Source organism: Mycobacterium sp. NTMscope_MAC_269, from assembly GCF_976985695.1.
The window spans coordinates 4,612,055-4,635,483 of the sequence record NZ_OZ335668.1; the positions used below are offsets into that span (position 1 = coordinate 4,612,055).

Here is a 23,429-nt window from a genome sequence, read left to right on the forward strand (position 1 = left end):
GCCTGTCGCGCAAGGGGTTTCACGCCCGGCGGTGTTGCGCGTGGTGTCCCTAACGCCCGGGCCCGGCGGTGATCGCCTCGTTGAAACGGGGATAGATGTCGTCGTAGGTGCCGTCACGCTCGGCGAACCGGAACGCCTTGACGCGCTCCACCACGATCTCGTCGGCCTGCGGGTGAGCCTGCAGGAGGGCCATGGTCTCGGTGATGTATTCCTCGAGTGGCATCGCCCGGGGGTCGAATCCACGCTCGCCCTGCAACCCGGTCTGCACCTGGGGCGGAATGATCTCGATGACCCGCACCGAGGTGTCGCGCAGCTGGAACCGCAGCGATTGGGTGAAGGAGTGCAGCGCCGCCTTGCTGGCGCAATAGCTGGGGGTCAGCGCGCTGGGCATGAAGGCCAGGCCGGACGTGACGTTGAGGATGGCGGCGTGCGGTTTGCGCAGCAGCGACGGCAACAGCGCCGAGGTCAGCCGGATGGGACCCAGCAGGTTGATAGCCACCGTCTGCTCGGCCAGGCCGACGTTGCCACTGGTGAGGTCTTCGACCCGTTGAATGCCGGCGTTGTTGACCACCACGTTGAGGTCCGGGTAGTGGTCGGTCAGCTCGGTGGCGAATCTGCGGATGTCGGCCGGGTCGCCTTGATCGAGGGACAGGATTTGCATGCCCGGGTTGGCCTCGGCGACCGCGCGGAGGTGCTCGCCGCGCCGGGCGGCGACGATGACCCGGTTGCCCAACCGGTGCAACGCTTCGGCCAGGCCGCGGCCGATTCCGGTGCCGCCGCCGGTGACCAATACGGTATTGCCCGTCATCTGCATCGCGGTTCTCCTTCGGGTTCGCTCGACCGGTCCCACTCGACCGACGTTGCGGAATGCCCCATTGCGACGCCGGCTAACCACGATGCTCAATACGCCCGCGCGGCGTCACACCGATTACGCCGCGGCGCGGTTGTGCAGCCGGCGTGGGTCGACGCCGGCGCGGGCCCAGGCCTCGGCCGCCCAGGGGGTGTAGAGCGCTTTGACCGGGAGCCGGTTGATCAGCGGGTTGAGCGCCCGGATGGTGGCGGCGAGCCGCTGGAATCGCTTCTCTTTCTTGGCATCCCACCGCAGCTGGCACACCTCACGCATCTGCGGCGGCAGCGTTCCGACGACGACCAGCCGGGTGTAGGCGTTCAGCGGCGCCGACACCACGTTCCAGATCGGCTTGGGCATCCAGCGTGGGCCCGGGATGCCTTTGCGGATGTAGCCGGTGCCGTACAGCACCGTCTTGTGCGGGACGAAACGGTCGAGCATCTCGTCCCAGTAGGCCACGAAGTCGTCGTAGGTCTGCGGCTGGCCCCGGTCGCTGACGCCGTAAAGGCTGTACCAGACCTTGCCCTCGTTGAAGATCTGCTCCTTCTCGGCGTGCGACAGCCGGCGGATGAAGGTGTCGGTGTTGTAGATGACCTGGTCGACGAAGCTGGCGTGGGCCCAGTAGAACAGCTCAGGGTTCAACGCGTGATACCTCGAGCCGTCGCTGACGGTGCCCTTGATCTTCTTGTGGAAGTCCCGCACCTTGCGCCCCCACTCGTGGGGGTCCTCGGAATAGACGGTGTTCATCAGCGGGGGGGCGGTCCGCTTGGCCCGGCCCAGCGTGTCGCTGAAGATCACGGAGTGGTCCAGCACGCCCTGGGCGAGCTGCTCGATACAGTTCTCTACCCCGGCGGTGCGCTGGAATCCGAAGAGCTGGGTTCGGTTGTCTCCGTAGAACTTCCAGATCAACGAATCGGGCCCTAGACGCGGTGAGGTGTCGTTCCCGGGCGTCCAGTCCGGTCCGTCGGTGGGCATAGCCACGGCCTCGCGGACACCGCTGTCGAAACGTGACCCCGCGCTCACGCCGACGAGCTGGTCGTTCTGGGCGGTCATGCCCACCTCCTCAACGCCACGCCGCGCCCGGCCCCGGGCGGGGCATTGTGAACCAGTGACACAAAGCCGTATCTTTGTTTCAGAGCCTAGCAACCGTTCGGTGGCATTGCACATCCCCGGCGGGCACCGGCGTCGAAAAAACCCGGCGGGAACCATGCGGAGGAGTTGATACGATGCCGCCAATCATGCAGTCCGAACCGGGCTCTGCCATCACCGAGGCGCTCACCGATCTCGATCGCACCATCCTGGACACCGCGCGCGGCGTGTTCGAGACCTATGGCGTGCGCCGCGCCAACATCGACGACGTCGCCGCCCGCGCCGGGGTCAGCCGCAGCACCATCTACCGGCGCTTTCCGACCAAGGAAAAGCTGTTCGGACACGTGGTGCGGCGCGAGGCCGAACTCTTCTTCAGCACGCTCGATCAGGCGACGACCGGATGTAATCCGCACGAGGCGGTGGTCGAGGCGTTCGCGCTCGGGGTACGCCTGGTGCAGGACTCACCGCTGTATTCGCGGATCGCGGAAAGCGAGCCGGAGCTGTTCGGCATGTTCTCGCAGTCGCAGGTGTTCCCGATCCGCCAGTTCGCCGACGGGATCGCCCACACCCTGCGGCGCTGCGGCGCGGACATCCCCGACGCCGATCTGGACAACATCGCCGACATCCTGCTGCGCGTCGCCCTCGGCATCATCGTCTTTCCCACCGACCGGCTCGACACCTCGGACCCGGCGGCGGTGCGCGAGTACGCCGGTCGCTACCTGGTTCCGATCATCAGCCGCTAGCAGTTGGCCCGCCAACGGCGCTCAAATTGTCGGCACCCTGAACTAGCCTTGAGCCGTGGCTGGGAGTTCTGCGGCTCCGCGGACCCGGTACGCCAGTTGCGGCGAGATCGACATCGCCTACCAGGTCTTCGGCGATGGCCCGATCGACCTGCTCATGCTGCCGGGCCCGCTGATCCCGATCGACTGTGTCGACCTCGAGCCCTCGATGTATCGGTTCCATCGACGGCTGGCCTCCTTCTGCCGGGTGATCCGCTTCGATCAGCGCGGGATCGGCCTGTCGTCCCGGGTCCCGTCGCTGGACATGTTCGGCCCGGAATCGTGGGCACAGGATGCGCTCGCGGTCATGAACGCGGTCGGTTGCGAGCGGGCGACGATCTTCGCCCCGGGTTTCACCACGCTGGCCGGTGTGGTTCTCGCGACCGACCACTCCGATCGAGTGACCAGCCTTGTCATCGCGAACGGCGCGGCACGCACGCTGCGGGGTCCCGACTACCCGATCGGGGCTGAGCTCGATGCCGCCGATCGATTCACATCGATCGGGATGGAGCCGGACGCCATCGAGCAGGGGTTCGACATGCTCGGCATCATCGCCCCCAGCGTCGCGCACGACGACGCGTTCCGTTCGTGGTGGGACATGGCCGGTAACCGGGCCGCGTCACCCAGCATGGCGCGTGCGTTCATCAACAAAGTCAGGGAGGGCGACGTCCGCGACAGGCTGCCGCGCGTCAGCGTGCCGACGCTGGTGCTGCATCGCGACAACCCCGCCTTCAGTCCCGTCGGGCACGCGCACTACCTCGCCGATCGCATCCCCGGGGCCCGCCTCGTCGAACTGCCCGGGGAGGACTCCCTGTACTGGGTCGGCGACACCGGGCCCATGCTCGACGAGATCGAGGAGTTCATCACCGGCATCCGGGGCGGCGCCGAGGCCGAGCGGCTGCTCACCACCATCGTGTTCACCGACATCGTCGGGTCCACCGAACGCGCCGCGACCCTCGGTGACTACCGCTGGCGCGACCTGCTCGACAACCACGACACCATCGTGCGCCACGAGCTGCAGCGCTTCGGCGGCCGCGAAGTCAACACGGCCGGAGACGGATTCGTCGCGACGTTCAGCAGCCCCAGCGCCGCGATCGCCTGCGCCGACGCCATCGTCGACGCCGTTCACGTTCTGGGGATCGAGGTGCGGGTCGGCATCCACGCCGGCGAGGTCGAGGTGCGCGGCGCCGGTAAGGACATCGCGGGCATGGCCGTGCACATCGGCGCGCGCGTGGCGGCCCTCGCCGGGCCCAGCGAGGTCTTGGTGTCCTCCACGCTGCGCGACATCGTCACCGGATCGCGGCACCGCTTCGGCGACCGCGGTGAGTCCGCGCTCAAGGGCGTGCCTGGCTACTGGCGGCTGTACTCCCTGGTCCGCGAGCACGCCGCCGTCCGGCGGTAACGGGGCGCCCCGGCGTAGGCTGCCAAACCGGGGGAGTCTTCGAAAAGACCGGTCTGTTTTCTGGCGTCCAACTCGCATTTACTCGAAGGAGTACGCATGACCGACGTGCACATCTCGCTGCCTCCGGCCCTGCGGCGAGCGCTGGATCTGCTCGCCGATCCGCCGGCGGATCCCGACGTGAGCCACGGCTATCTCGACCTGCTCGGCAACGGTTCGGCCGACGACGAAACGGTCGGGAAAAACACCGGCCCGATCCAGGCCGCGTGGGCGTCACGAGTCGGGTCGATGCTCTACGACAACGCCCAGGCCTTCGCCCGCCAGTGGATCGCCGCCTGGCAACTGCCGCTCCAGTGGTTGCGCATACCGCCGGGTGGTATAGCGCTGGACGTCGGCTCAGGGCCGGGCAACGTCACTTCGTCGTTGGCGCGAGCCGCCGGTCCGGACGGGCTGGCCCTCGGCGTCGACATTTCCGAGCCCATGCTGGCCCGCGCCGTGCGCAACGAGGCCGGTCCGCAGGTCGGCTTCATCAAGGCCGACGCGCAGCGACTTCCACTGCGTGGCAACACCTTCGACGCGGTGGTGTCGACCGCCGTACTGCAGTTGGTCCCGGACCCGAAGGCCGCGCTCACCGAGATCGCGCGCGTGCTGAAGCCCGGCGGCAGGGTGGCCGTCATGGTCCCGACGGCCGGGCGCCTGGCCCGCTATTGGCAGCTGCTGCCGAACGTCGGCGCGCACGCGTTCGACGACGACGAGATCGGCGACACCTTGGAAGACAACGGATTTACCAGCGTGCGGGTCAAGAACTTCGGCACGTTCCAGTGGGTGCGCGCCAAGTTGGGCTGACCGTCGGCCGGGCGTCTCAGTCCGGCGCCTGCGCGAGCATGGCGAGCCGATCCATCGACTCGCGCAGCATTTCCGCGCTCGTCGCACGGGCCCGCTCGAGGCGGGTGGCGTCGGCCAGCTCCGTCCAGTCGTAGGTGTGAGTCACCGTGGTCAGCTCGGCGTTGACCGGGCTGAGTTCCCAGCGCCACAAGTGTCCGGGCGGCCGCTTGCCGGGTTCGGCTGGGCGCCAAGCGATTGTGCTGCCCTCGACGAACTCGGTGACGTGGTTCTCCCGCACCGCACCGTTGGTCAGTGTCGTCTTGAACACGTCACCCACTCGGCGCACACGCTGACCGGGCGCCGACGACGCCAGATTGTCGTTGCCGTCCCAGCTCGGCTGACGCGACGGATCGGCGATCAGTTCGAAGATTCGCGCGGCGTTGGCCGACATCACGCGGGTGGCGCTCACGATGCGTTCGGCTTCCGGATCGGACATACCGCTATCCAAACACGCGGGTGCGGTGCACGCCCTGGTGAGGTTGACCCCGGGCCGCAACGGGCGGTTCACCCCATCCGGGGCAGCGCCTCGACCGGTCCGGACAGCGCCGCCTTGACGTAACGGGTGTCGTCGTCGGCCAGCACCTCCGCGTCGTCGCCCGCGATGCCGTCGACGATCGCGCGCGCGACCTGCCGCGGGTCGTTCTTGGCGGCCTCGAAGCCGGCGGTCATGTCGGTGTCGGTGAAGCTGAGGTGGGCGGCGATAACCAGGGTGCCCTGCTTCTCGAGTTCGATACGCAGGGAATTCGTCATCGACCACAGCGCCGCCTTGGAGTCGCCATACCCACCCGATCCGGGCATCCAGGACAGGATCGAGGCAATGTCGACCAGCGCGCCACCGCCATTGCCGGCCAGGACGGGTGCGAACGCCTTGGCCACGCGCAGCGCGCCGAAGTAGTTCGTCTCGAAGACCGCGCGCACCTCGTCGATGTCGCTGTCGAGCAGGCTCCGGGCACCGAGGACGCCGGCGTTGTTGATGACGATGTCGGCGTCGGCCGCCGTCGCCGCCAGCGCGCCCACCGAATCCGGCTGGGTCACGTCCAATTCGACGTCCACCACCCGGGGATCCTCGCTGGGTTTCGGGGTTCGCGCTGTCGCGTAGACCTTCGCCGCACCCCTTTCCAGCAACTCGGCCACGATGGCCTTACCGAGGCCGCGCTGTCCGCCGGTGACCACCACTGTCGATCCCTTGACGTTGACCATGAACCTACTCCTTTGACTGAGGCAAAGCTATTTTGATTACGTCACGCTAATTGTGCGTGACGACGTAGTCAAGTAGTATTTGGCTATGTCATCGTCGTGGGTTGCGTCACAGCGATACGGCTGCGCCACCGCGCCCGGTGGCCTGGGGCTGGTTCAGGACTTCCTCAACACACGGGCCATCGACGGGTACGGCACAGACCTGCTGGCCGACCCGGGACCGGCGAACGATTGGGTGGCCGGCGCGGTGCGCGCGTGGTCGTCCGCGCGCGGCGCGGACGTGCCCCCGCCCGCGCTGGGCGAGGCGGATCTGGTCAAGCTTCGCGCGGTGCGGGCCGCCATCGAGCGGCTGGTTGCCGGCGCACCGCCGAGCTCGCGGGGCACCCACGGTGTCGTCGCATCTTTCGCGCTGTCCGATGCCGGCGACGTGCGCCTTGATCCCAGCGGCGGCGGTTGGCGTTGGTTGGCTTCGGCGCTGTGGGGCGAGATCCTGTTGAGCCAGCACGCCGACACCTGGCGTCGGGTCAAGCGCTGCCACAACCACCGCTGTGGGTCGACGTTCTACGACCGCTCGAGAAACAACAGCGGGGTCTGGCACGACGTCAAGACGTGCGGCAACGCCGTCAATTTGCGAGCGTCCCGGGCGCGTCGACGCGAACGCGAAAACGCAACGCGCTCAGCGGTTCCGCCACAGTAGGCGGTAGCGGTAATAGAGTCCCCGCCGGATGACGGCCCCGGGTAAGACGTCGGCGGCGACGCGCCGGATCTCGTCGAGGCCCTCCCGCGGATCGGCAACGGCCACGCCGATGTCGCGGGTCTCCCGATGCAGTAATCCCCCGGCGCGCGCCACCGGCATACACAGACCGGACCACACCCAGTCGGCAATGGTCTTGTTGGCGGATAGCCCGACGACGGCCAGTTGCCCTGCGGGCCGCAGCATTTGGCGCGCCTTGTGCAGCGCATCCCGCAGCGGCAGGTGATGCATGCTGGCCACGAACGTGATCAGGTCGTAGCGCCGCTCGGCCTCGTCGAGGTCCTCGAACCGCAGATGTTCCACCGTGGCGTTGCCAAGGGGCTGCAATCGCTGCGCCGCGCGCCACACCGAGATCGGGTCGGCAGCGATGCCGACGACGCTGCGCGACACCGCGGCTAACCGCCGCGCCAGCAGCCCTTCGCCGCACCCGACGTCCAGGACATCGCCGCGATGTCGCGCGGCGATGCCGACCAGCCAGGGGTGATACGCCGAGTTGTGGTTCCAGTAGTCATCGTGCTTCGCGTATTCATGCACCGTTGGGTCAGTCTTCCCCACGGGTGTCAGCAGCGTTCGACGCCCCTGGACATGATGCGCGGACCGGTAGCCGCCGGGTGCCGCTTGCTTCCGAAAACCGCGTCCAGCGCGTCGCAAGCACGCGCCCGCAGCGGCGCGACGACGTCGAGGTTGGCGGGGGCCTGGCTGACCCAGGCCGGAAGTGTGGCCACAGTTGTGATCCTTTGTCTTTTCGGCCGTGTGCCGATTCATTCAATTGCACCACAGATGTTTTGCGCGGACGCCGCACCGAGGTGAACGTCACGAAAAGCCGGGCTGTGGGATAGCGCACATTCCCGGTCCAACGAAAGGCACGCAACAGCAGGGTTTATGGAAAACTTCGGAACCGGCGTAGGTACCCGAACAGCCGGCGCGCCGGCACCGCCTTCGGCCAGTCGTCGGGCCGGAAATAAGCGTCGGTGCCGCCGTCGACGAATACGACTGTGCCGCACAGAAAGTCGGCAGCGTCCGACAGCATGAAGCACATCCAGTCGGCCATCTGTCCCGGATCGCCGAAACCACCGACCGGAACCGGGAAGGACCGGACGGCCTTGGCCTGGCGGGGGTCCGACAACTGTTCGGCCAGAAGCGGGGTCATGATCGCACCGGGGGCCAGTGCGTTGAGGCGCACGCCCGAACCCGCCCACTCGGGCAGCACCGCGTGCCGCCGCACCCAACGGCTGACAGCGATTTTCGACGCGCCGTACATCATGCTCGGCGCCGCCGGCCCGAACAGCCGCACCGCGCGCAGCGCCCTGCCGGCGTCGTGCCCGAGCAGCGCCTTCACGGCCCGACCGGGCACGGCGGGCATCGTCGTCGTCGAATTGCTGGCGACGACAACGACTTTGGCGCGCCCGGCGGCCGCCAGTGCGTCCCGCCAGGCGGTGAGCAATTCGACGACCCCGAAATAGTTGACCTGGGCGATCTGGCGAACACGATCCGGGCCGCGGCTCGGCCCGAGTCCGGCCGCCAGCACCGCGCCGTCGAGCCTGCCGCCCGCCGCGGCCAGGACGCCCTCGGCGGCCTCGTTACGCCCGTGGCACGTCGACAGATCGGCGACGATGTCGGCGTCCTTGATGTCGACGCCGATCACGGTGTGTCCGCCATCCCGGAGGCGTTGCGCCGTCTCGCGCCCCATTCCGGAAGCCGATCCGGTGATCGCATAGGTTGCCATTGACTCCTCCGTTCCCAGGGCAGTATGCCGGGCGGGAGAGCTGATCCGAGGGGCACCACCCGCTGGGTGGACACCTGAGTTAAGTTGCGAAGATGCGAGACCAAACGCCCTGCATCGATTTCAGCCGGCTCGAGTCGCTCTACGCGCCGCTGGCCGAATCGCTGCGCCGGCTCATCGACATCAGCATCCGCACCGAGGCCGGGCCCGCGGCGGTGGCGGCGGCCGCGTCCAAGATCGACGGTGCCGCAGCGGAATTGAGCGAGGAGCTCAAGCCCGGGCCGTTCGGCGTGCACCGCAATCCCGATGGCCAGACCATCGCGTGGGGCAACGCCGTGATCGGCCTGCGTAACCCGATCGCACCGCCGCTGGTCATCCATCACGAACCCGACGGACTGGTGTGGTCGGAGTTCGTTCTGGGTGCGGCCTACGAGGGCCCGCCGGACACCGTGCACGGCGGTGTGTGCGCGCTGGTGCTCGACCATGTGCTCGGCGCGACCGCGCATCAGCCCGACAGGCCCGCGTTCACCGGCACGCTCACCCTGCGATACCGGCGCCCCACGGCGCTGGGCCGGCCGCTGCGGGCCCAGGCGCACGTCGAGCGCGTCGAGGGCGTCAAGACGTTCGCCGTCGGTCAGCTGGCCGACGAGCACGGCGTCACCGTGGAAGCCGAGGGCATCTTCATTCATCCCCGGCAGGCCTCGGAATAACGCACCGCCCGGGGCTCAGGCAGCCGCCGCGGCCCGCTCGACGTCGAGCAGCTGCTCGCCGCGCCGTTCCTCGTCGTAGGCCTTACGCCCGCCGCGCAGGCCGAACAGGCGTTTGGAGATCAGCAGGTAGATCACCGCGGCGACGTTGATGGTGAACGTCACCACCCGCGTCATCGTGATGCCCTTGGCCAGATCGTGGATCTCCAGCGGCAGGAAGACCGAGGTGGCGATCACCGCGAAATACTCGCCCCAGCGTTTCAGCAACCACAGGCCGACACCCTCGACGACCTCGAGCAGTGCGTAGCCAACCAGCATCAGGGTCAGCAACGCCAGCGTGGACGGCTTGGCGGCCAACGCCTTTTCCAGCTCGTGCACGATAGTCATCTGGTCGACCTTGAAGCCGGCGGCGCGGAAGATCGGAAGGTCACGGTCAAGTGTGGCCTGGATGGCGCCCCGCGCGCCGCGGAACTTCCACACCGCGTAGGCCGCCAGCACGATCACCACCGCGCGGAACAGGCGTTCCACCGCCAGGGCGCGAATAATGATGGCCTGACGTAAGGCCTTGCCGCGCATGATCATCGGCGCGTCCTCGGCGCGGCCGCGTCCGTGGGGTGGGCCGACGGTGAATTCGCCGCACCGCAGGCAGCGCCACACCTCGCCGAGCCCGGTGGTGCCGCTCAGCCGTTCGGCAAGCGTGTGCTCGTCGGGCGCATACGTGACGTGTCCCGCGAGCGCGCAGGTAACCAGCTCCCATCGGTTGGGGCCGCATTCTTTGGGCATGGCCGATCATCGACCGCGAGTGCCCGGGCGCGCAAGGGGGCGAGCTCAGAAGCGCGGGCTACCGCGCGGCCGCCGCGCCGTGGGGCTCACAGCACCGAGCAGCCCGGTGAGCTCGGCTACGGGGATCTCGTCGAGGTGCTCGACCGCGGCGATGATCTGATCACCCAGCGCCGGCTCGCAAAACGGCTCGGCGAGCCACCGGAATTTGTCCACGACGCGATCCCAGGACATCGGGCGGGTGGGCGATCCCTCGTAATCGTCCTGCTCGCGCCCGAACTCGCGCCCGTCGTGCGTTCTGATGTGCACCCGCGCCGCCGTGCGTTGCGGATAGTCCGCGGTCAAGTCGTCGGCCGGCGTGACGTCCACCCGCGACAACAGCTCCTGGACGTCGCCGCGCAGAACCCGTTCGGTCTCAAGCTGTTCGGGGCCGACTCCGCCGTCGAGCAGGGCGACAGCGCTCAGGTACTTGAGGTTGTAGTCGGCCTGCTCCTTGGTGCGCGGTTTCTCCTTGTTGCCGTAGGCGCCACCGCCCGCGAAATCGTATGCGCCCTGGAAGACTTCGAGCGTGACCCGCGCGACGTCCTCGCCCCGCAGGTCGTTCTCGGTACGCAGCGCCAGGACCGCGTCGATCACCACCTGGCCGTGGATGAGCGAACAGTACTGCTTCAAATAGGTCTGCTCGACACAGGAGAGTCCGCGGTCGGCGGTGTGGAAATCGATTGGCTGTCCGAACAATTGCACCAACCCGTGCGGCCCGTCGAACAGCGACTTGGGACCCGTCACGCCGCGCGCCGCCAGCATCGTCGTGTACACGGCGCGCATCCCGGTGATGGCCGGCGAGATGCCCTTCCAATGGGATACCGGTTCGGCGTGCACCGTCGCCAGCGACACGTTGTCGGCGGCGGCGGCCGCGATGGCGTTGGCGGTCTGTTCGGCGTTGAGCCCGAGCAGCTTCGCGCTGCCCGCCGCCACCGACATCGCCAGTTGCAGCGCATGGTTGAGGCCGCGCGCCATGACGGGAACCTGTGCGCTGAAACGGCATTGGACCTCATAGGCGACCGCCAGCGCCAGCAGGAAGTCGGCCCCGCCGGCGCCGGTGTGCTCGGCTACCGCCAGCACGGCGCCGAAGTTGTCGGCGGGATGGCACAGGCCTCCCACCGTCAGGTAGGTGTCGAGCAGATCGGGGTAGCGCACCAGCACGGCGTTGAAGAACGCGGCCTGGTCCACCGACGCTCGGCCTCCGCCGACCAGCGTTGCCGTCGGGGCGCCACCGAATTGGGCGGTGTGATCACGGACCGTCGCGACCAGTCCCCCGTCCAGGGAACCGACCGCGCAGGCCACACTGTCAAGCACGTTGCGCGTCAACAATGCGCGGGGCCGCCCGGTGAGATCCGACGCCCGCGCGCCGACGACGAATTCTGCCAGCTGGTCCACAATGTAGTTATCTGCCACGAGTTTTCGCCTCCGAGGCGAGGCTACCCCGCCGGTGGTGGCGATCCGCTCAGTGCCGTCGTCTCGTCGGTCAGATGCGCCCCGATGTCGCGGATCTGCCGCGCACTGAGCGGGCAGAGCGGGTGCACGGCCACCATCAGGGAGACGCGTCCCCGATCATCGAAGACCGGTGCGGCGATGGTCACCACGGGTTGCTTGCGGCGTCCGGGGTTGTCGTCGGAAAGGAAACCGATGGTGGTGAATTCGACGAGCAGCTGGTCCATGATGTGGCGCACCGGTGTCGGCATCTCGCTGCTGTCCAAGGTGCCGACCACCTGGACAGCCTGCGCCAGGGCTGGCGTCGTCCAGTCGATGTCGAATCCCCGTTCCCGCGTGTGTGCGAGGACCTGCTGCAGGCGCTGCGTGCGATCGGCGTTGCTCCCGGCGCCGCGGCGGATCCAGGCGCGTTGTTCCTCCTCGGTGTCCCAGGCCGCCATCGCCACACCGAAGGGCGGCGCGTACGGGATGCGATCGCCCGGTATGCCCGACGGCTGGGTGGCGGGCTCGCCCTCGAAGGCGGTGACCACCAGGGAGTCCCCGAACTTTTCGACCACCGAACAGGCGTAGCCGACTTCGCGGGACAGGCGCAGCGCCGCCGAACGCGCCGCGTGGGCGAGCGGCCGGGCGGTGTCCGTGCGGGCGGCCACCACGGCGAGCGCGGGCCCCAAGGCGAACGTCTTCGCGATCGGGTCGCGACTGGCCCACCCGCGGTCGCACAACGTCTTGAGGATCGCGTGCGCCGTCGCCTGCGTGAGATCCAGCTCGCGCACCACGTCGGAGAACCGCAGCCGAGCGTTCGGAGACCGCGCCAGCAGCTCGACGACATCGAGCACTCGCGCGGTCGGCGCTGACGTCGATCCGCGAATCGCTTGACTCCTTCGCTGCGCGATTTTTAGAGTTGTACGAACATTCGAGATTTTATATCGACTATTCGAGAAAGTTAAGGGATTGCGCGCAGTAGTGTTGCGGGACGGTCGGCTGCAGGTCCGGGAGACCCCCGACCCCGAGCCCGGCCAGGGTGAGTTGTTGCTGCGCACGTTGAGCACCGCGATCTGCGCGTCCGACGTGCACTTCATGGACCACCCGGAACTCGCCATCGACGACCCGACCGGCCGCTCGCTGTATGACACCGAGCGCGACATCGTGCTCGGCCACGAATTCGTGGGCGAGGTCGTCGGGCACGGTCCCGGCTGCACCGACCAGTTCGCCGCGGGCACGCGCGTGACCGCCATGCCGGTGCGCCTGGTCGACGGCGGGGCGGGCGGCATGCGGATCATCGGTCAGCATCCCGAGGCGCAGGGCAGTTTCGGTGAGCTGCTGGTGGTTTCGGAGGTCGCGGCCAAGCCCGTCCCCGGTGACGTGTCCAGCGATGCCGTCGCCTTGACCGACGCGTTCGCCGTCGGCGAGTTCTACGTGCGCTCGGCGCAGCTGCGCCCCGGCGAGGTCGCCATTGTCATCGGCGCGGGCGCGATCGGGCTTTCGGCCGTCGCCGCCCTCGCCGCCCGCGGCATCGAGCCCATCATCGTGGCGGACTACAAATCCGACCGCCGCGACCTGGCCTGCCAACGCTTCGGCGCGCACGTCGCGGTCGACCCGAAAAAGACGACCCCGTTCGAGGTGTTCAACGAGGTTCGCGCGCGGCGGGGACTGCCCGGGCCCGCGGTCGTCTTCGAATGCGTCGGCGCCGCCGGACTGATCCAGAAGCTGGTCGAATCCGCCGAGATGGGCACCCGAATCTATTGTGCGGGTGGCTGGTACACCGGCGACACCCTGGACATCACCACCGCCACCCGCCAGGGCGTGACCATCCAGTTCGGTGGCGGGCCGCACCCGCAGGACTGGTACGGCACGCTAGAGGCGATCGCCGCGGGGCGGCTGGACCCGCTACCGAGCGTCGGCAAGGTCATCGGCCTCGACGAGGTGCCCGACGCCCTGGAGCTGGCCCGCAGGTCCGACGGTCCGCCCCGGATCATCGTCCGTCCGAATGGGGATCGCTCGTGAGCGAAAGGGAAGACCTGCAGGATATTTCGGAGCTGCTGGTGCGCTATGCCACCGGCATCGACCGGCGCGACTGGCCGCTGTTTCGCACCGTGTTCACCGACGATTGCGAACTCGACTACGGCGAGATCGGCCTCTGGAATGGCGTCGATGCCGTCGCGGAGTTCATGGAGCAGGTGCACGCGCTGGCGGGGCACACGCTGCATCGCCTGACGAACCAGGCCATCACGGTCGACGGCGATCACGCCACGGCGCGGACCTATATCGACGGGCTGATCATGGCCGGCGACAACAACTCCGGCGTCAATGCCATTGGCTTCTACGACGATGAGATCGTGCGCACATCCGCGGGGTGGCGCATCGCCCGCCGTCGCTACACCCAGGTACGCATCACGACGGTGGGGGGCGCCTGAATGACATTCGCGACGAAGTACGGTCCGTGGGCGCTGGTGGCCGGCGCGTCCGACGGCGTGGGCGCGGCGTTCGCCGAAGGACTGGCCGAACGCGGGGTCAACGTTGTGCTGCTCGCCCGGCGGCAAAGCGTGCTCGACCGTGTCGCGGGCCGGATAGAGAACACGACCTCGGCGCAAACCCGCACTGTCGCCGTCGATCTCGCGCGGGCCGGTGCCGCATCGGCGGTGGTCGCGGCCACCGCCGACCTGGAGATCGGAATGCTCGTCTACTGCGCGGGCGCCGACCCGGATTTCGCCCCATTCCTTGCCAATTCGATCGAGGCCGCCGAGGCGATGGTGCAGCGTAACTGCATGGTGCCCATGCAGCTGTGCCACCACTTCGCGCCCGCGATGGTGGAGCGCGGCAGCGGCGGCATCGTGCTCTTCGGTTCCGGCGCGGGGCTGGCCGGTGGGCCCAACATGGTCGCCTACGGCGCCTCCAAGGCTTTTGACATGGTGTTCGCCGAAGCGCTGTGGGCCGAACTGCACGGCAAGGGCGTCGACGTGCTGGGCCTCATCCTCGGCAAGACCAACACGCCGGCCCTGCGCACGCTCGAATACAGCCGCGGCCAGATCGGCTCACCCGACGAGGCGCCCGCGGACGCGGCGGCCGTGTCCGACGTCATCGCCGAGGCCTTCGAGAACCTGGGCAACGGCCCGACCCTGATGGTTGGCGACACCATGCGCGCCGCCGCGCAGCTGCTGGCGTCGCTGAGCCGCAATCAGGCCGTCGAACTTTTCACCCAGGCCGCCGCCGCGGCCATGGGCCCGGACGACTAGGGGAACCCGAACCGTTCGCTGCGCGTCGAACTAAAAGTGGCGAGGTTTGCCAAAGTTCGAAATCAGGGCACCCTAAATTTTGCTTCCATACGGCCCTGGTCAGCAAATATAGGTCGGCACACGTCGTCGGCTTGGCTTACCCGCCGCGTTGCTGACGGTGTAGGCGCCCGGGTAGCTTGGGTAATCAGTTCGCCACGGCAACCGAGCCGAAGTACCACACCCAATCGCCGCTCCCCGCGAAGGATGACGATGCTCGCCATAGACAGGCCCGCTGCCGACGTCGCCATGACGGCGCAGTGGCGGCGCCGCACCCTGACGCGTTCGGGGCTGATCACCGGCGCATTCGTCGCCCCGGCCGTGATCATCCGGATCGCCGGCCTGCACGTCGGCCCGGTCCCCGCCCTGCTGATCTTCGGGGCCGCGGTGGTGGCGGCCAGCTTCTTGCTGGCGTGGGCCGCCGAGGCCGCCCAGATCGACGTGTCCGGCGGTTTGGCGACGGCGCTGCTCGCCTTGATCGCGGTCCTGCCCGAATACGCCGTCGACCTTTACTACGCCTACGTGTCCGGCCACAACGCCGAATACACGCAGTACGCCGCGGCCAATATGACTGGATCCAACCGGCTGCTGATGGGGCTGGGCTGGCCGGTCGTGGTGCTCGTCAGCATTCTGGTGGCGCGCCGGTCCGGATCCGCGAAACCCGCCGGTCTGACGCTGGAGCCAGCAAACCGCGTCGAACTGGGATTCCTGTTGATCGCCGGCGTCCTCGCCTTCGCGGTGCCGGCGAGCGGCGAGATTCATTTCGGGCTCGGGCTGGCGTTGCTGGCGTGGTTCGGGTTCTACCTCTACAAGATCGGCCACGGCGAGGTCGAAGAGCCCGACCTGATCGGCACCGCCGCCGCATTGGGCGAACTGCCCGACACCCGCCGGCACATCGCCGTGGTCGGCCTCTTCGTTGCCTCCGGCGCGGTGATTCTGCTGTGCGCCAAGCCGTTTGCCGACAACCTGGTGGCCGCGGGCACCGAACTGGGCGTCAACCGCTTCCTGCTGGTCCAATGGCTGGCCCCGCTGGCCTCGGAGGCCCCGGAGTTCATCATCGCGACCATCTTCGCCGCCCGGGGCAAGGGCACGGCGGCCATCGCCACGCTGATCTCCTCCAAGGTCAACCAGTGGACCCTGCTGATCGGGTCCTTACCGATCGCCCACTTGCTCGGCGGCGGCGGGTTCGCCCTGTACCTCGATTCCCGCCAGGTGGAGGAGATGCTGCTGACGGCGACCCAGACGATGATGGGCGTGGCGCTGATCCTGGCGCTGCGTTTCCACCGGGGCGCGGCGTTCGCTTTGCTGGGATTGTTCGTCGTGCAGTTCCCCATCGTCTCGACGCAGGGCCGGCTGCTGCTCTGCGGTGTCTACACGACGGTGGCCATCGTCGCGCTGATCCGCTACCGGCGCCACCTGGCCCCCACCGTCCGGGCGCCGTTCTTCGGGACGGCCATCCGCCACAGCGGCCACCCGTTACATCCGGTGCCGGACCCGTAACGTCTTGCGGCCAGGCGCCGTATACGGTCCAGGTATGAATCGAGTGTCCGTAATCACCGGCGGCGCGGGTGGCATGGGCTTGGCCACCGCGAAAATCGTCGGACGCGACCACACCGTGGTGCTTTGCGACGTCCGCCAGGACCGGCTGCAAGCCGCCGCCACCACCCTGGGCGACCTCGGGATCACTCCCACGGTCGTCAACTGCGACGTCACCGACCGGCGAGCCGTCGCGGATCTGCTCGCCACCGCCGCCAACCTCGGAACGGTCGTCTCCGTCATCCACACCGCGGGGGTGAGCCCGAGCATGGGTCCCGCCGACTACGTCATGCGGACCAACGCGGTCGGCACCGTCAACGTCGACGAGGAGTTCTACACCCTCGCCGGCGAGGGCGCGGTGATCGTCAACGTGGCCTCGATGGCGGCGCACATGCTGCCCGCGGAAATCGTTCCCGCGGACCAATTTCCGCTCGCGCTCCAGGACAGTGACGCGTTCATGGCGGGCATGCTGACCGCGTGCGACATCGCCCCCGAGGACGCGCGGCCCGGCCTCGCCTACGCCCTGAGCAAGACCTTCGTGAAGTGGTACAGCCAGTCGCAGGCGGAGCGCTTCAACGCGCGCGGCCTGCGCATCGTCTCGGTGTCCCCGGGGTCGATCGACACCGAGATGGGCAGGCTCGAGGAGCAGGCCGGGGCCGGCGCGATGGTGGCCGACGCCGCGGTCCCGCGGTGGGGCAAGCCGGAGGAAATGGGCGAGCTGCTCGCCTTCTGTGCCAGCGAGAAGGCCGGTTATCTCACCGGCACCGACATCCTCAACGACGGCGGCGTGATCGCGTCGATGACCGAGCGGGCCAGGGCGGCAGCGGCCAGCTCGGCCTGAAGGCGCCTATGCCCCGCTCGCCGAGCGTGGGCGCTATGGACGAGACGTAGTCACAATCCCTACGTAGCACCCACGGTCGACGCACTCAGCGAGCACAGCTACTTTTGGCGTCGGCGAGGTCCGCACCATTGCTCGTCGAGGCGGGTCTACGGTGTGTCCACTCCCGGCGTCGCAGCCGCCAGGTCCGGCGGGCGTAGTCCAGCTCGGTATAGGGCCATTGGGTGACGATGCGGCCGGTGGGCGAACGGAAGTAGCTGTCGCACTGCGTCCAGATGGTGCGTTCCAGGTCCGCGGAAAGCCGGTCGTTGAACCGCTTTTCGGCCTCGGGACGCACGTCGAGGTAACCGCCTCGGCGTGCCAGCCGGCTCACCGCGCTGGCGACCAGCCGCGCCCCGGCCTCGAGGATGTAGACGATCGAATTGCCACCCTGATTGGTGTTGGGGCCGTAGAGCATGAAGAAGTTCGGGAAGCCGCTGACCGCCACTCCCAGGTAGGCGCAGGGATCGTCACCCCAGTGCTCGTGCAGGAGGCGCCCGCCGGCGCCGGTGACCTCGATGCCGGACAGGTAGCGGGACGTCTCGAACCCGGTCGCCAGCATGATCGCGTCAGTGTCGATTTCGCGACCCGGCGCGGTGATCACCGACGATTCACCGATCCGCGCGATCGGGTCGGTGACCAATTCGACGTTTTTCCGCTGCAGCGCCCGGTAATAGTCGTCGCCCAACAACACTCGCTTACAACGGAATGGATAGCCGGGCGTCAGCGCCCGCCGCAGCGGCTCGTCGTCGACGGTGCGATCCAGAAACGACGCCGCGATCTGGGTGCGCGCGGTCACCACGGGATCGTCGGCGAACGTCGCGGTGTTGTCATGCTGGAATTTCCAGATCTGCCACCGCGTGCGGCGCAGCGCGACGGGGTTGCGTTTGAAACGCGCCAATTCGCTTGCGCTGTACGGTCGGTCGTCCTTGGGCACCATCCACGGTGGGGTGCGCTGGAAGACCGTGACGTGTCCGGCGGTCTTCGCCAGTTCGGGCACCAGCTGTACCCCGCTGGCGCCGGTCCCGATCACCGCCACGTTGCGTCCCGCCAGATCGAGGTGGTGATCCCACTGCGCGGTATGCAGTACCGGGCCGGCGAAGCCCGCCAGGCCGTCGATGTCGGGCAGCTTGACCGAGCCGAACAGCCCGACGGCGCACACGACGACGTCGGCGGTCAACGTGCTGGAAACGCCGCTGCGCTGCAATCGGCACTGCCACGCCCCGGCGCCCGGGTCCCAGTGCAGGGATCGCACGGCGGTGTCGAGCATGAGGTGGCGGCGCAGATCGAAATCGTCGGCCACCGATTCGAGATAGGCCAGGATCTCGGGCTGCCGGGCATACGTGCGGCTCCAGGATGCGTTGGGCGCAAAGGAAAACGAGTACAGGTGGCTCTGGATGTCGCAGGCGGCGCCGGGATAGGTGTTGCGTCGCCAGGTGCCGCCGACGCCGTCGGCGCCCTCGACGATCACCAGGTCGTCGATGCCGGCGCGGCGGAGCGCGACGGCGGCACCCAAACCGCCGAACCCCGCGCCGATAATCGCCACCCGCGGCGATGGTCGACGCCGTGTCGCCGCGCGCGCCCGCCCAACGGCGTAGAGCCGCCGGGCTTTTCGGCTTGTCACGGCCCGTCCTGGGCGCGGCGGACCAGCAGCCCCGCCAGGTCCCCGTCGGCGCGCCACTGCTGCAGGATGTCGGCGTATTCGGTGGGCGCCCCGAAGAAGAAGCTGCCCTGCCGGGTCTTGGCGTCGGCCTTCCCCTCCCGGTTGTAGTAGCCGGGCGTACACGTCTTGGCGCGCTCCGCACTCGCCACCGACCGCGCCACCACCGTCTCGACCCAGGCGGCTTCGGCGCCGGGCCCGGCCTCGAGTTCGGTGATGCCGCCGGCGAGTGCGGCCGCGATGATCCACGCGACATGGGTTGCCTGCACGTCGAGCAGGTACGGGAAGTTGACCGTCAGGCCGGCCTGGGCGATGCTCTCGATGAAACAGTTCGGGAATCCGGTCGTGCACAGTCCCTGGAAGGTGCGCACGCCGTCGTCCCAGTGTTCGGTCAGCGTCCTCCCGTCGCGGCCGATCAGCTCGAATCCGGTGCGCCGGCAATAGTCGGTGCCCACCTCGAAACCCGTTGCGAAGATGAGGCAATCGAGTTCGTAGGTGACCCCGTCGACCACCACGCCGGCGTCGGTGATGCGCTGCACCCCGCGCCCCTGGGTATCCACCAGCGTGACGTTGTCACGGTTGAACGTCTGCAGGTACTCGTCGTGGAAGCAGGGTCGTTTGCAGAAGTAGCCGTACCACGGCTTGAGCGCCTCGGCGGTGGCGGGGTCGGCGACGATCGCGTCGACCCGTGCCCGGATCTCGTCCATCTTGGCGAAGTCGGCCAGCTCGATGTCGCGGCCGCGTTGTTCGGGATCCTTGAGGCCGTCATCGTCGTGACGCATGACGGGGAGCTTGCGGGTGATGCTCGTCCAGGCGTCGGCGACCAGATCCTCGTCGGCCTGGCCACCGGCGGTGAGGATCTGGAAGTTCCGGATGCGTTCGCGTTGCCACCCGGGCCGTAAGTCGCTGGCCCACTGCGGATCCGTGGCGCTATTGGCCCGCACGTCCACCGACGACGGCGTGCGCTGGAACACGTAGAGCCGCCCCGCCGCCGCGCCGAGGTGCGGGACGCACTGGATCGCGGTGGCGCCGGTTCCGATGATGCCGACCCGCAGGCCGGCCAGGTTCTGCAAATGCTCCCCGGTGTAGGCGTAGTCCCACCGGCTGGTGTGAAAGGCGTGCCCGCCGAAGTCGCCCAGGCCCTCGATGCCCGGCAACTTGGGCTTGGCCTGGTATCCGTTGGCCATGGACACGAACCTGGCCCGCATTTCGTCGCCCCGATCGGTACGGATGATCCAGCGCGATTCGCCTTGATCCCAACGGATTTCACGCACCTCGGTCCGCAGACAGGCGTCGCGGTAGAGGTCGTAGTGCCGGGCGATGCGCTGGCAATGCGCGAAGATCTCGGGGCCCTTGGCGTACTTTTCGGTCGGGGTATAGCCGAGCTCCTCGAGCAACGGCATGTACACGTACGACTCGACGTCACAAGCGATTCCGGGATAACGGTTCCAGTACCAGGTGCCGCCGACGTCGGCAGCCCTGTCGATCAGCCGCACGCCCCGCACACCGAGCTGGCGTAACCGGGCCCCGGTCAGCAGCCCGCCGAACCCGGCGCCGATGACGGCCACATCGACATCGTCGGTGAGCGGCTCACGGGCAACGTCCCCGTCCACCCACGGGTCCTCGGCGAATCGGGCGTACGCGCCCGTCATCTCCACGTATTGGGCGATGCCGTCCGCGCGCAATCGGCGCGCGCGTTCGTCGGCATACCTGCGTCGCAGCGCATCGACGTCTAGAGCCTGGCCAACGGTCTCAGTCACGGACTCGGGTTCCTCTCCGTGGCCACGACTATATAATCAATCGCTTGATCATATCAAGGGATCGTTCGTGGCATCGGCCGCCTTGGCCGGCCGTTAGGGCCGCCGCTCGGCGGCGAGGAGAGTGCCTCTGATCAGCCCCTTGGCCGAGGTCAGCGCCGCGTGGTAGTTCTCGGCCGGCAACGTCGCGGCCAACTCGACCAGCCCGTAGATCAGCGCGTAGAGCGCCTCGACGACGCTGTGCCGATCACCGGCGAGCTCGCCGGTGCGGAAAGCGTCGTCGACGATGCCGTCGATGATTTCGCGGAATGCCCGAAACCCCGAGTTGCCCGCCTCGTGCGCGTCAAGGGCGATCGCGCTCTCCGCCCGGATCACCCACTCGAACGCCGCGAGGTCGGGGTACTCGCGCATCAGCCGGCCCGACTCGTCGAGGACCGCTTCTATTCGCGCAACGGTCTCGCCGGGACGCGCGGCCGCCTGACGCAGCCGCGGGACGGCGACGTCGGTCCGCGCCGCCACCGCGGCCTTCATCAGCTCGGACTTGTTCGGGAAGTAGTTGTACAGGCTCGCACTGGTGACGTTGGCGGTGCGGGCGATCTCGCGGATCGTCGCGCGGGCGTAGCCCGCGGAGGCCACGCATCGCATGGTTGCGACGATGATCCGCTGACGGGTTTCCTCGCCGCTGGCACCAACCGGGCGTCCGAGCTGCGCCCGCGTCACGGCACTACCTCCACTGGCCGCATCCTGTCCGTCGGCCGGCGGCCGACACATCGAATATAATCGAACGATCAATTTCCCCCGAAGGTTTGGCGCGGAGGTGCGCAGTGCGTGACCAACGGCCCGGCGGCGGGTAACGCTCGGTATGGCCACGAAGGCGTCGCAACTGGGCCGGCCGGTCGGGGCCGACGGTGAGCAGACCCGCGCGCGCATCATCACCGCGGCGATGCGCTGTGTGGCCGAGACGGGCTACGCCCGCACGACGATTCGCGAGATCGCCCGGGCCGCCGATATGACCAGCGGCAGCCTGTATCACTACTTTCCGAACAAGTCGGAATTGCTCGGCGCCACCGTCAGCGAAATGGAACGCATCGCACTCCCCCGGCTACGGTCCGCCGCCGGGCAGGACGGCGACGTCGTCGATCGCCTGGTGGCGGTGCTGGACGAGTCGAGTCGGTTGCTGCACGACTATCCGTACCTGGCCGCCTTCGAGCGCGCGATCCGGGTGGCGGGCAACGAGCACCGCGGCGGCAACCGGGCGCCGTATTCCGGGCTGAAGGCGTTGCGCGACATCATCACTGAGATTGTCGAGGATGCCCACGCACGCGGCGCGCTGCCCGCAGACACCGATCCGGGTGCCGCGGCGAACGCGATCCACGCACTGGCCCGCGGTCTCACCGAACGGGCGGCGAACCTGGGTCCGGATGCCTATGCGGCCACCCTGGATTCGGCCAAGGAACTGCTCAGGGGCTCGCTCTTTGCGCGCCCAGTGAGTCACCCAGCGTCCAGAAGGCGACACCGAGTAACACCAGGTCCTTGAGCAGAAACTGGCCGGGCAGCGCCGAGAGGACCGGGATGCCGTGGGCGTGGGTCGCGAACACACCGGGGGTGGTGAACAAGAAACTCACCGTGCCCAAGAACAGCACCACCGCCAGCGCGCTGCCCGCCACCGAGACCCGCGGCCACCACGGCCGCAGCGCGATGAGAAGGGCGGCAACGATTTCCATCGTCCCGAGGGCCCGCGCGACGAACGTGACACTGAAAACGTCGTAGAGCCAGCTCATCAACGGGCTGTGCTGGATGAGCACGCGGGATTCCATTTTCACGTACTTGCCCACTCCGATCCACGCCAGGACAACCACCAGGCCGTAACGGCTGAGGAGTTGGCCCCACCGGCTCAGCGTGTGATCGCTCATCGAGACGTGTCCTTTCGGGGAGGGAAAGCGGTCATCCAACCCAACCCACGGTTCACGCGGCGAAAGCGTTCACTCGCGCAGTCGTTCGAGCCCGGAGACGATGAGCCGCAACCCGAAAGCGAACTCATCGGCCAACGGAACGGGAAGCTGGTCGGCCACAGTGACGGTCGCGGGATAGCGCGACGGATCGAGCCGCTGAAACGCCGCCGCGAGTTCGGCGTGCTGCTGATCGCCGCCCGCCGTCGCCCCGGATAGCTGGATCGCGAAGCCCAGCACGTAGCGGGCCAGCGTGGCATACGCGTGGGCCGCGACCGCGGGGACAAAGCCGTTGTCGAGCAGGACCGCCAGGCATCGCTCGCGATTGGCCAGGGCATTGGGTCCCATCGGCGTGTACTCGATCAGCAGTGGTGCGACATTGCCATGCCTGCGCAACGCGTCGAACATGTGTTGTGAGAACGTGATACACGCCTCCTGCCACGGTAGGGCGGCCAGCGCCTCCGCGGCGAGGTCGACCTCGCCGAGTATCTGGTCGATCACCAGGGACACCAATTCGGACCGATTGGAGAAGTGGCGGTACAGCGTGGCGGTGCCCGATTCCAGGCGCTGGGCCAACGCCCGCATCGACACCGCGTCCGCCCCTTCTTCGTCGAGGAGTTCGACGGCCGCGCCCAGGATGCGGTCCATCGGCAGGGCCGGCCGGCCGCGGGAACGCCGCGGCCGCGACCGATTGACATCTTCATACATTATGAAGACACTGTATCCATAA

Annotated in this window: 26 protein-coding genes; 11 read left to right on the top strand and 15 right to left on the bottom strand. The window is 68.1% G+C overall.

The genetic code is table 11. The features are described from left to right. Nucleotides 1-49 precede the first annotated feature (49 nt). Together ACZ50Z_RS21835 and ACZ50Z_RS21840 are read right to left on the bottom strand one after the other, a co-directional pair. Nucleotides 50-814: an SDR family oxidoreductase gene (locus tag ACZ50Z_RS21835; protein ID WP_464485420.1), complete on the bottom strand. Its 765-nt coding sequence runs from the start codon at nucleotides 812-814 to the stop codon at nucleotides 50-52. 114 nt (nucleotides 815-928) lie between these two features. Continuing rightward, nucleotides 929-1,900: an oxygenase MpaB family protein gene (locus ACZ50Z_RS21840; RefSeq protein ID WP_464485421.1), complete on the bottom strand. Its 972-nt coding sequence runs from the start codon at nucleotides 1,898-1,900 to the stop codon at nucleotides 929-931. A gap of 185 nt (nucleotides 1,901-2,085) precedes the next feature. Between ACZ50Z_RS21840 and ACZ50Z_RS21845 the strand changes: the two genes are divergently transcribed. From ACZ50Z_RS21845 to ACZ50Z_RS21855, 3 genes are all read left to right on the top strand, one after another. After that, nucleotides 2,086-2,679 (top strand): TetR/AcrR family transcriptional regulator, encoded by a 594-nt coding sequence (locus tag ACZ50Z_RS21845; RefSeq protein WP_464485422.1) that lies wholly within the window; start codon nucleotides 2,086-2,088, stop codon nucleotides 2,677-2,679. Between the two features lie 55 nt (nucleotides 2,680-2,734). Next, nucleotides 2,735-4,117, top strand: a complete 1,383-nt coding sequence (locus tag ACZ50Z_RS21850) for an adenylate/guanylate cyclase domain-containing protein (protein ID WP_464485423.1) — start codon at nucleotides 2,735-2,737, stop codon at nucleotides 4,115-4,117. Between the two features lie 96 nt (nucleotides 4,118-4,213). Continuing rightward, complete coding sequence (locus ACZ50Z_RS21855; RefSeq protein WP_464485424.1) at nucleotides 4,214-4,960, top strand: class I SAM-dependent methyltransferase; 747 nt, start codon at nucleotides 4,214-4,216, stop codon at nucleotides 4,958-4,960. Between the two features lie 16 nt (nucleotides 4,961-4,976). On the opposite strand, the gene ACZ50Z_RS21860 is transcribed toward ACZ50Z_RS21855, so the two are convergent. Then, complete coding sequence (locus ACZ50Z_RS21860; protein ID WP_464485425.1) at nucleotides 4,977-5,435, bottom strand: SRPBCC family protein; 459 nt, start codon at nucleotides 5,433-5,435, stop codon at nucleotides 4,977-4,979. Between the two features lie 68 nt (nucleotides 5,436-5,503). After that, nucleotides 5,504-6,199 (bottom strand): SDR family oxidoreductase, encoded by a 696-nt coding sequence (locus tag ACZ50Z_RS21865; RefSeq protein ID WP_464485426.1) that lies wholly within the window; start codon nucleotides 6,197-6,199, stop codon nucleotides 5,504-5,506. A gap of 148 nt (nucleotides 6,200-6,347) precedes the next feature. Here ACZ50Z_RS21865 and ACZ50Z_RS21870 point away from each other — a divergent pair, with 148 nt between their 5' ends. Further along, nucleotides 6,348-6,893: a CGNR zinc finger domain-containing protein gene (locus ACZ50Z_RS21870; protein ID WP_464486349.1), complete on the top strand. Its 546-nt coding sequence runs from the start codon at nucleotides 6,348-6,350 to the stop codon at nucleotides 6,891-6,893. On the opposite strand, the gene ACZ50Z_RS21875 is transcribed toward ACZ50Z_RS21870, so the two are convergent. The 3 genes from ACZ50Z_RS21875 to ACZ50Z_RS21885 form a co-directional block, all read right to left on the bottom strand. Continuing rightward, nucleotides 6,873-7,484, bottom strand: coding sequence for a class I SAM-dependent methyltransferase (locus ACZ50Z_RS21875; protein WP_464485427.1), 612 nt, complete (start codon nucleotides 7,482-7,484; stop codon nucleotides 6,873-6,875). The genes ACZ50Z_RS21870 and ACZ50Z_RS21875 overlap by 21 nt on opposite strands. Nucleotides 7,485-7,510: 26 nt before the next feature. Further along, complete coding sequence (locus ACZ50Z_RS21880) at nucleotides 7,511-7,675, bottom strand: hypothetical protein (RefSeq protein ID WP_464485428.1); 165 nt, start codon at nucleotides 7,673-7,675, stop codon at nucleotides 7,511-7,513. 155 nt (nucleotides 7,676-7,830) lie between these two features. Beyond that, nucleotides 7,831-8,676, bottom strand: coding sequence for an SDR family oxidoreductase (locus tag ACZ50Z_RS21885; protein WP_464485429.1), 846 nt, complete (start codon nucleotides 8,674-8,676; stop codon nucleotides 7,831-7,833). 92 nt (nucleotides 8,677-8,768) lie between these two features. Here ACZ50Z_RS21885 and ACZ50Z_RS21890 point away from each other — a divergent pair, with 92 nt between their 5' ends. Next, on the top strand, nucleotides 8,769-9,383 hold the full coding sequence (locus ACZ50Z_RS21890; protein WP_464485430.1) for a PaaI family thioesterase: 615 nt from the start codon (nucleotides 8,769-8,771) through the stop codon (nucleotides 9,381-9,383). 15 nt (nucleotides 9,384-9,398) lie between these two features. Here ACZ50Z_RS21890 and ACZ50Z_RS21895 read toward each other — a convergent pair whose 3' ends face one another. Genes ACZ50Z_RS21895 through ACZ50Z_RS21905 form a run of 3 tightly spaced genes read right to left on the bottom strand, consistent with a single transcriptional unit; the run spans nucleotide 9,399 to nucleotide 12,487 of the window. Further along, on the bottom strand, nucleotides 9,399-10,163 hold the full coding sequence (locus ACZ50Z_RS21895; protein ID WP_464485431.1) for a DUF2127 domain-containing protein: 765 nt from the start codon (nucleotides 10,161-10,163) through the stop codon (nucleotides 9,399-9,401). A gap of 45 nt (nucleotides 10,164-10,208) precedes the next feature. Further along, nucleotides 10,209-11,597 (bottom strand): MmgE/PrpD family protein, encoded by a 1,389-nt coding sequence (locus ACZ50Z_RS21900; RefSeq protein WP_464486350.1) that lies wholly within the window; start codon nucleotides 11,595-11,597, stop codon nucleotides 10,209-10,211. Nucleotides 11,598-11,638: 41 nt separating this feature from the next. After that, nucleotides 11,639-12,487, bottom strand: coding sequence for a helix-turn-helix domain-containing protein (locus tag ACZ50Z_RS21905; protein WP_464485432.1), 849 nt, complete (start codon nucleotides 12,485-12,487; stop codon nucleotides 11,639-11,641). A 115-nt stretch (nucleotides 12,488-12,602) separates the two neighbouring features. Here ACZ50Z_RS21905 and ACZ50Z_RS21910 point away from each other — a divergent pair, with 115 nt between their 5' ends. From ACZ50Z_RS21910 to ACZ50Z_RS21930, 5 genes are all read left to right on the top strand, one after another. Further along, entirely contained in the window at nucleotides 12,603-13,655 is a 1,053-nt protein-coding gene (locus ACZ50Z_RS21910; protein WP_464485433.1) for a zinc-binding dehydrogenase, read from the top strand. Beyond that, complete coding sequence (locus tag ACZ50Z_RS21915; RefSeq protein ID WP_464485434.1) at nucleotides 13,652-14,065, top strand: nuclear transport factor 2 family protein; 414 nt, start codon at nucleotides 13,652-13,654, stop codon at nucleotides 14,063-14,065. Before ACZ50Z_RS21910 ends, ACZ50Z_RS21915 begins: the two co-directional genes overlap by 4 nt. Further along, entirely contained in the window at nucleotides 14,066-14,884 is an 819-nt protein-coding gene (locus tag ACZ50Z_RS21920) for an SDR family NAD(P)-dependent oxidoreductase (RefSeq protein ID WP_464485435.1), read from the top strand. A gap of 243 nt (nucleotides 14,885-15,127) precedes the next feature. Further along, nucleotides 15,128-16,420, top strand: a complete 1,293-nt coding sequence (locus ACZ50Z_RS21925; RefSeq protein ID WP_464485436.1) for a sodium:proton exchanger — start codon at nucleotides 15,128-15,130, stop codon at nucleotides 16,418-16,420. A 34-nt stretch (nucleotides 16,421-16,454) separates the two neighbouring features. Further along, entirely contained in the window at nucleotides 16,455-17,297 is an 843-nt protein-coding gene (locus tag ACZ50Z_RS21930) for an SDR family oxidoreductase (protein ID WP_464485437.1), read from the top strand. A gap of 85 nt (nucleotides 17,298-17,382) precedes the next feature. Here the strand turns inward: ACZ50Z_RS21930 and ACZ50Z_RS21935 are convergent, their stop codons facing one another. The 3 genes from ACZ50Z_RS21935 to ACZ50Z_RS21945 form a co-directional block, all read right to left on the bottom strand. Further along, the gene (locus ACZ50Z_RS21935) at nucleotides 17,383-18,957 is read right to left on the bottom strand and encodes a flavin-containing monooxygenase (RefSeq protein ID WP_464485438.1); all 1,575 of its coding nucleotides are present in this window, start codon (nucleotides 18,955-18,957) and stop codon (nucleotides 17,383-17,385) included. After that, a complete protein-coding gene (locus ACZ50Z_RS21940) occupies nucleotides 18,954-20,753 on the bottom strand; it encodes a flavin-containing monooxygenase (RefSeq protein WP_464485439.1) in 1,800 nt (599 codons plus the stop codon). The genes ACZ50Z_RS21935 and ACZ50Z_RS21940 overlap by 4 nt, the downstream gene beginning before the upstream one ends. Before the next feature lie 93 nt (nucleotides 20,754-20,846). Beyond that, a complete protein-coding gene (locus ACZ50Z_RS21945; protein WP_464485440.1) occupies nucleotides 20,847-21,470 on the bottom strand; it encodes a TetR/AcrR family transcriptional regulator in 624 nt (207 codons plus the stop codon). Nucleotides 21,471-21,612: 142 nt separating this feature from the next. Here ACZ50Z_RS21945 and ACZ50Z_RS21950 point away from each other — a divergent pair, with 142 nt between their 5' ends. Continuing rightward, nucleotides 21,613-22,287, top strand: coding sequence for a TetR/AcrR family transcriptional regulator (locus ACZ50Z_RS21950; RefSeq protein WP_464485441.1), 675 nt, complete (start codon nucleotides 21,613-21,615; stop codon nucleotides 22,285-22,287). Here the strand turns inward: ACZ50Z_RS21950 and ACZ50Z_RS21955 are convergent. Together ACZ50Z_RS21955 and ACZ50Z_RS21960 are read right to left on the bottom strand one after the other, a co-directional pair. Continuing rightward, nucleotides 22,211-22,663 carry a YkgB family protein gene (locus tag ACZ50Z_RS21955; RefSeq protein WP_464485442.1) on the bottom strand — a complete coding sequence of 151 codons (453 nt, stop codon included), beginning with the start codon at nucleotides 22,661-22,663 and terminating at the stop codon, nucleotides 22,211-22,213. The genes ACZ50Z_RS21950 and ACZ50Z_RS21955 overlap by 77 nt on opposite strands. 69 nt (nucleotides 22,664-22,732) lie before the next feature. After that, nucleotides 22,733-23,347: a TetR/AcrR family transcriptional regulator gene (locus ACZ50Z_RS21960; RefSeq protein ID WP_464486351.1), complete on the bottom strand. Its 615-nt coding sequence runs from the start codon at nucleotides 23,345-23,347 to the stop codon at nucleotides 22,733-22,735. Nucleotides 23,348-23,429 lie beyond the last annotated feature (82 nt).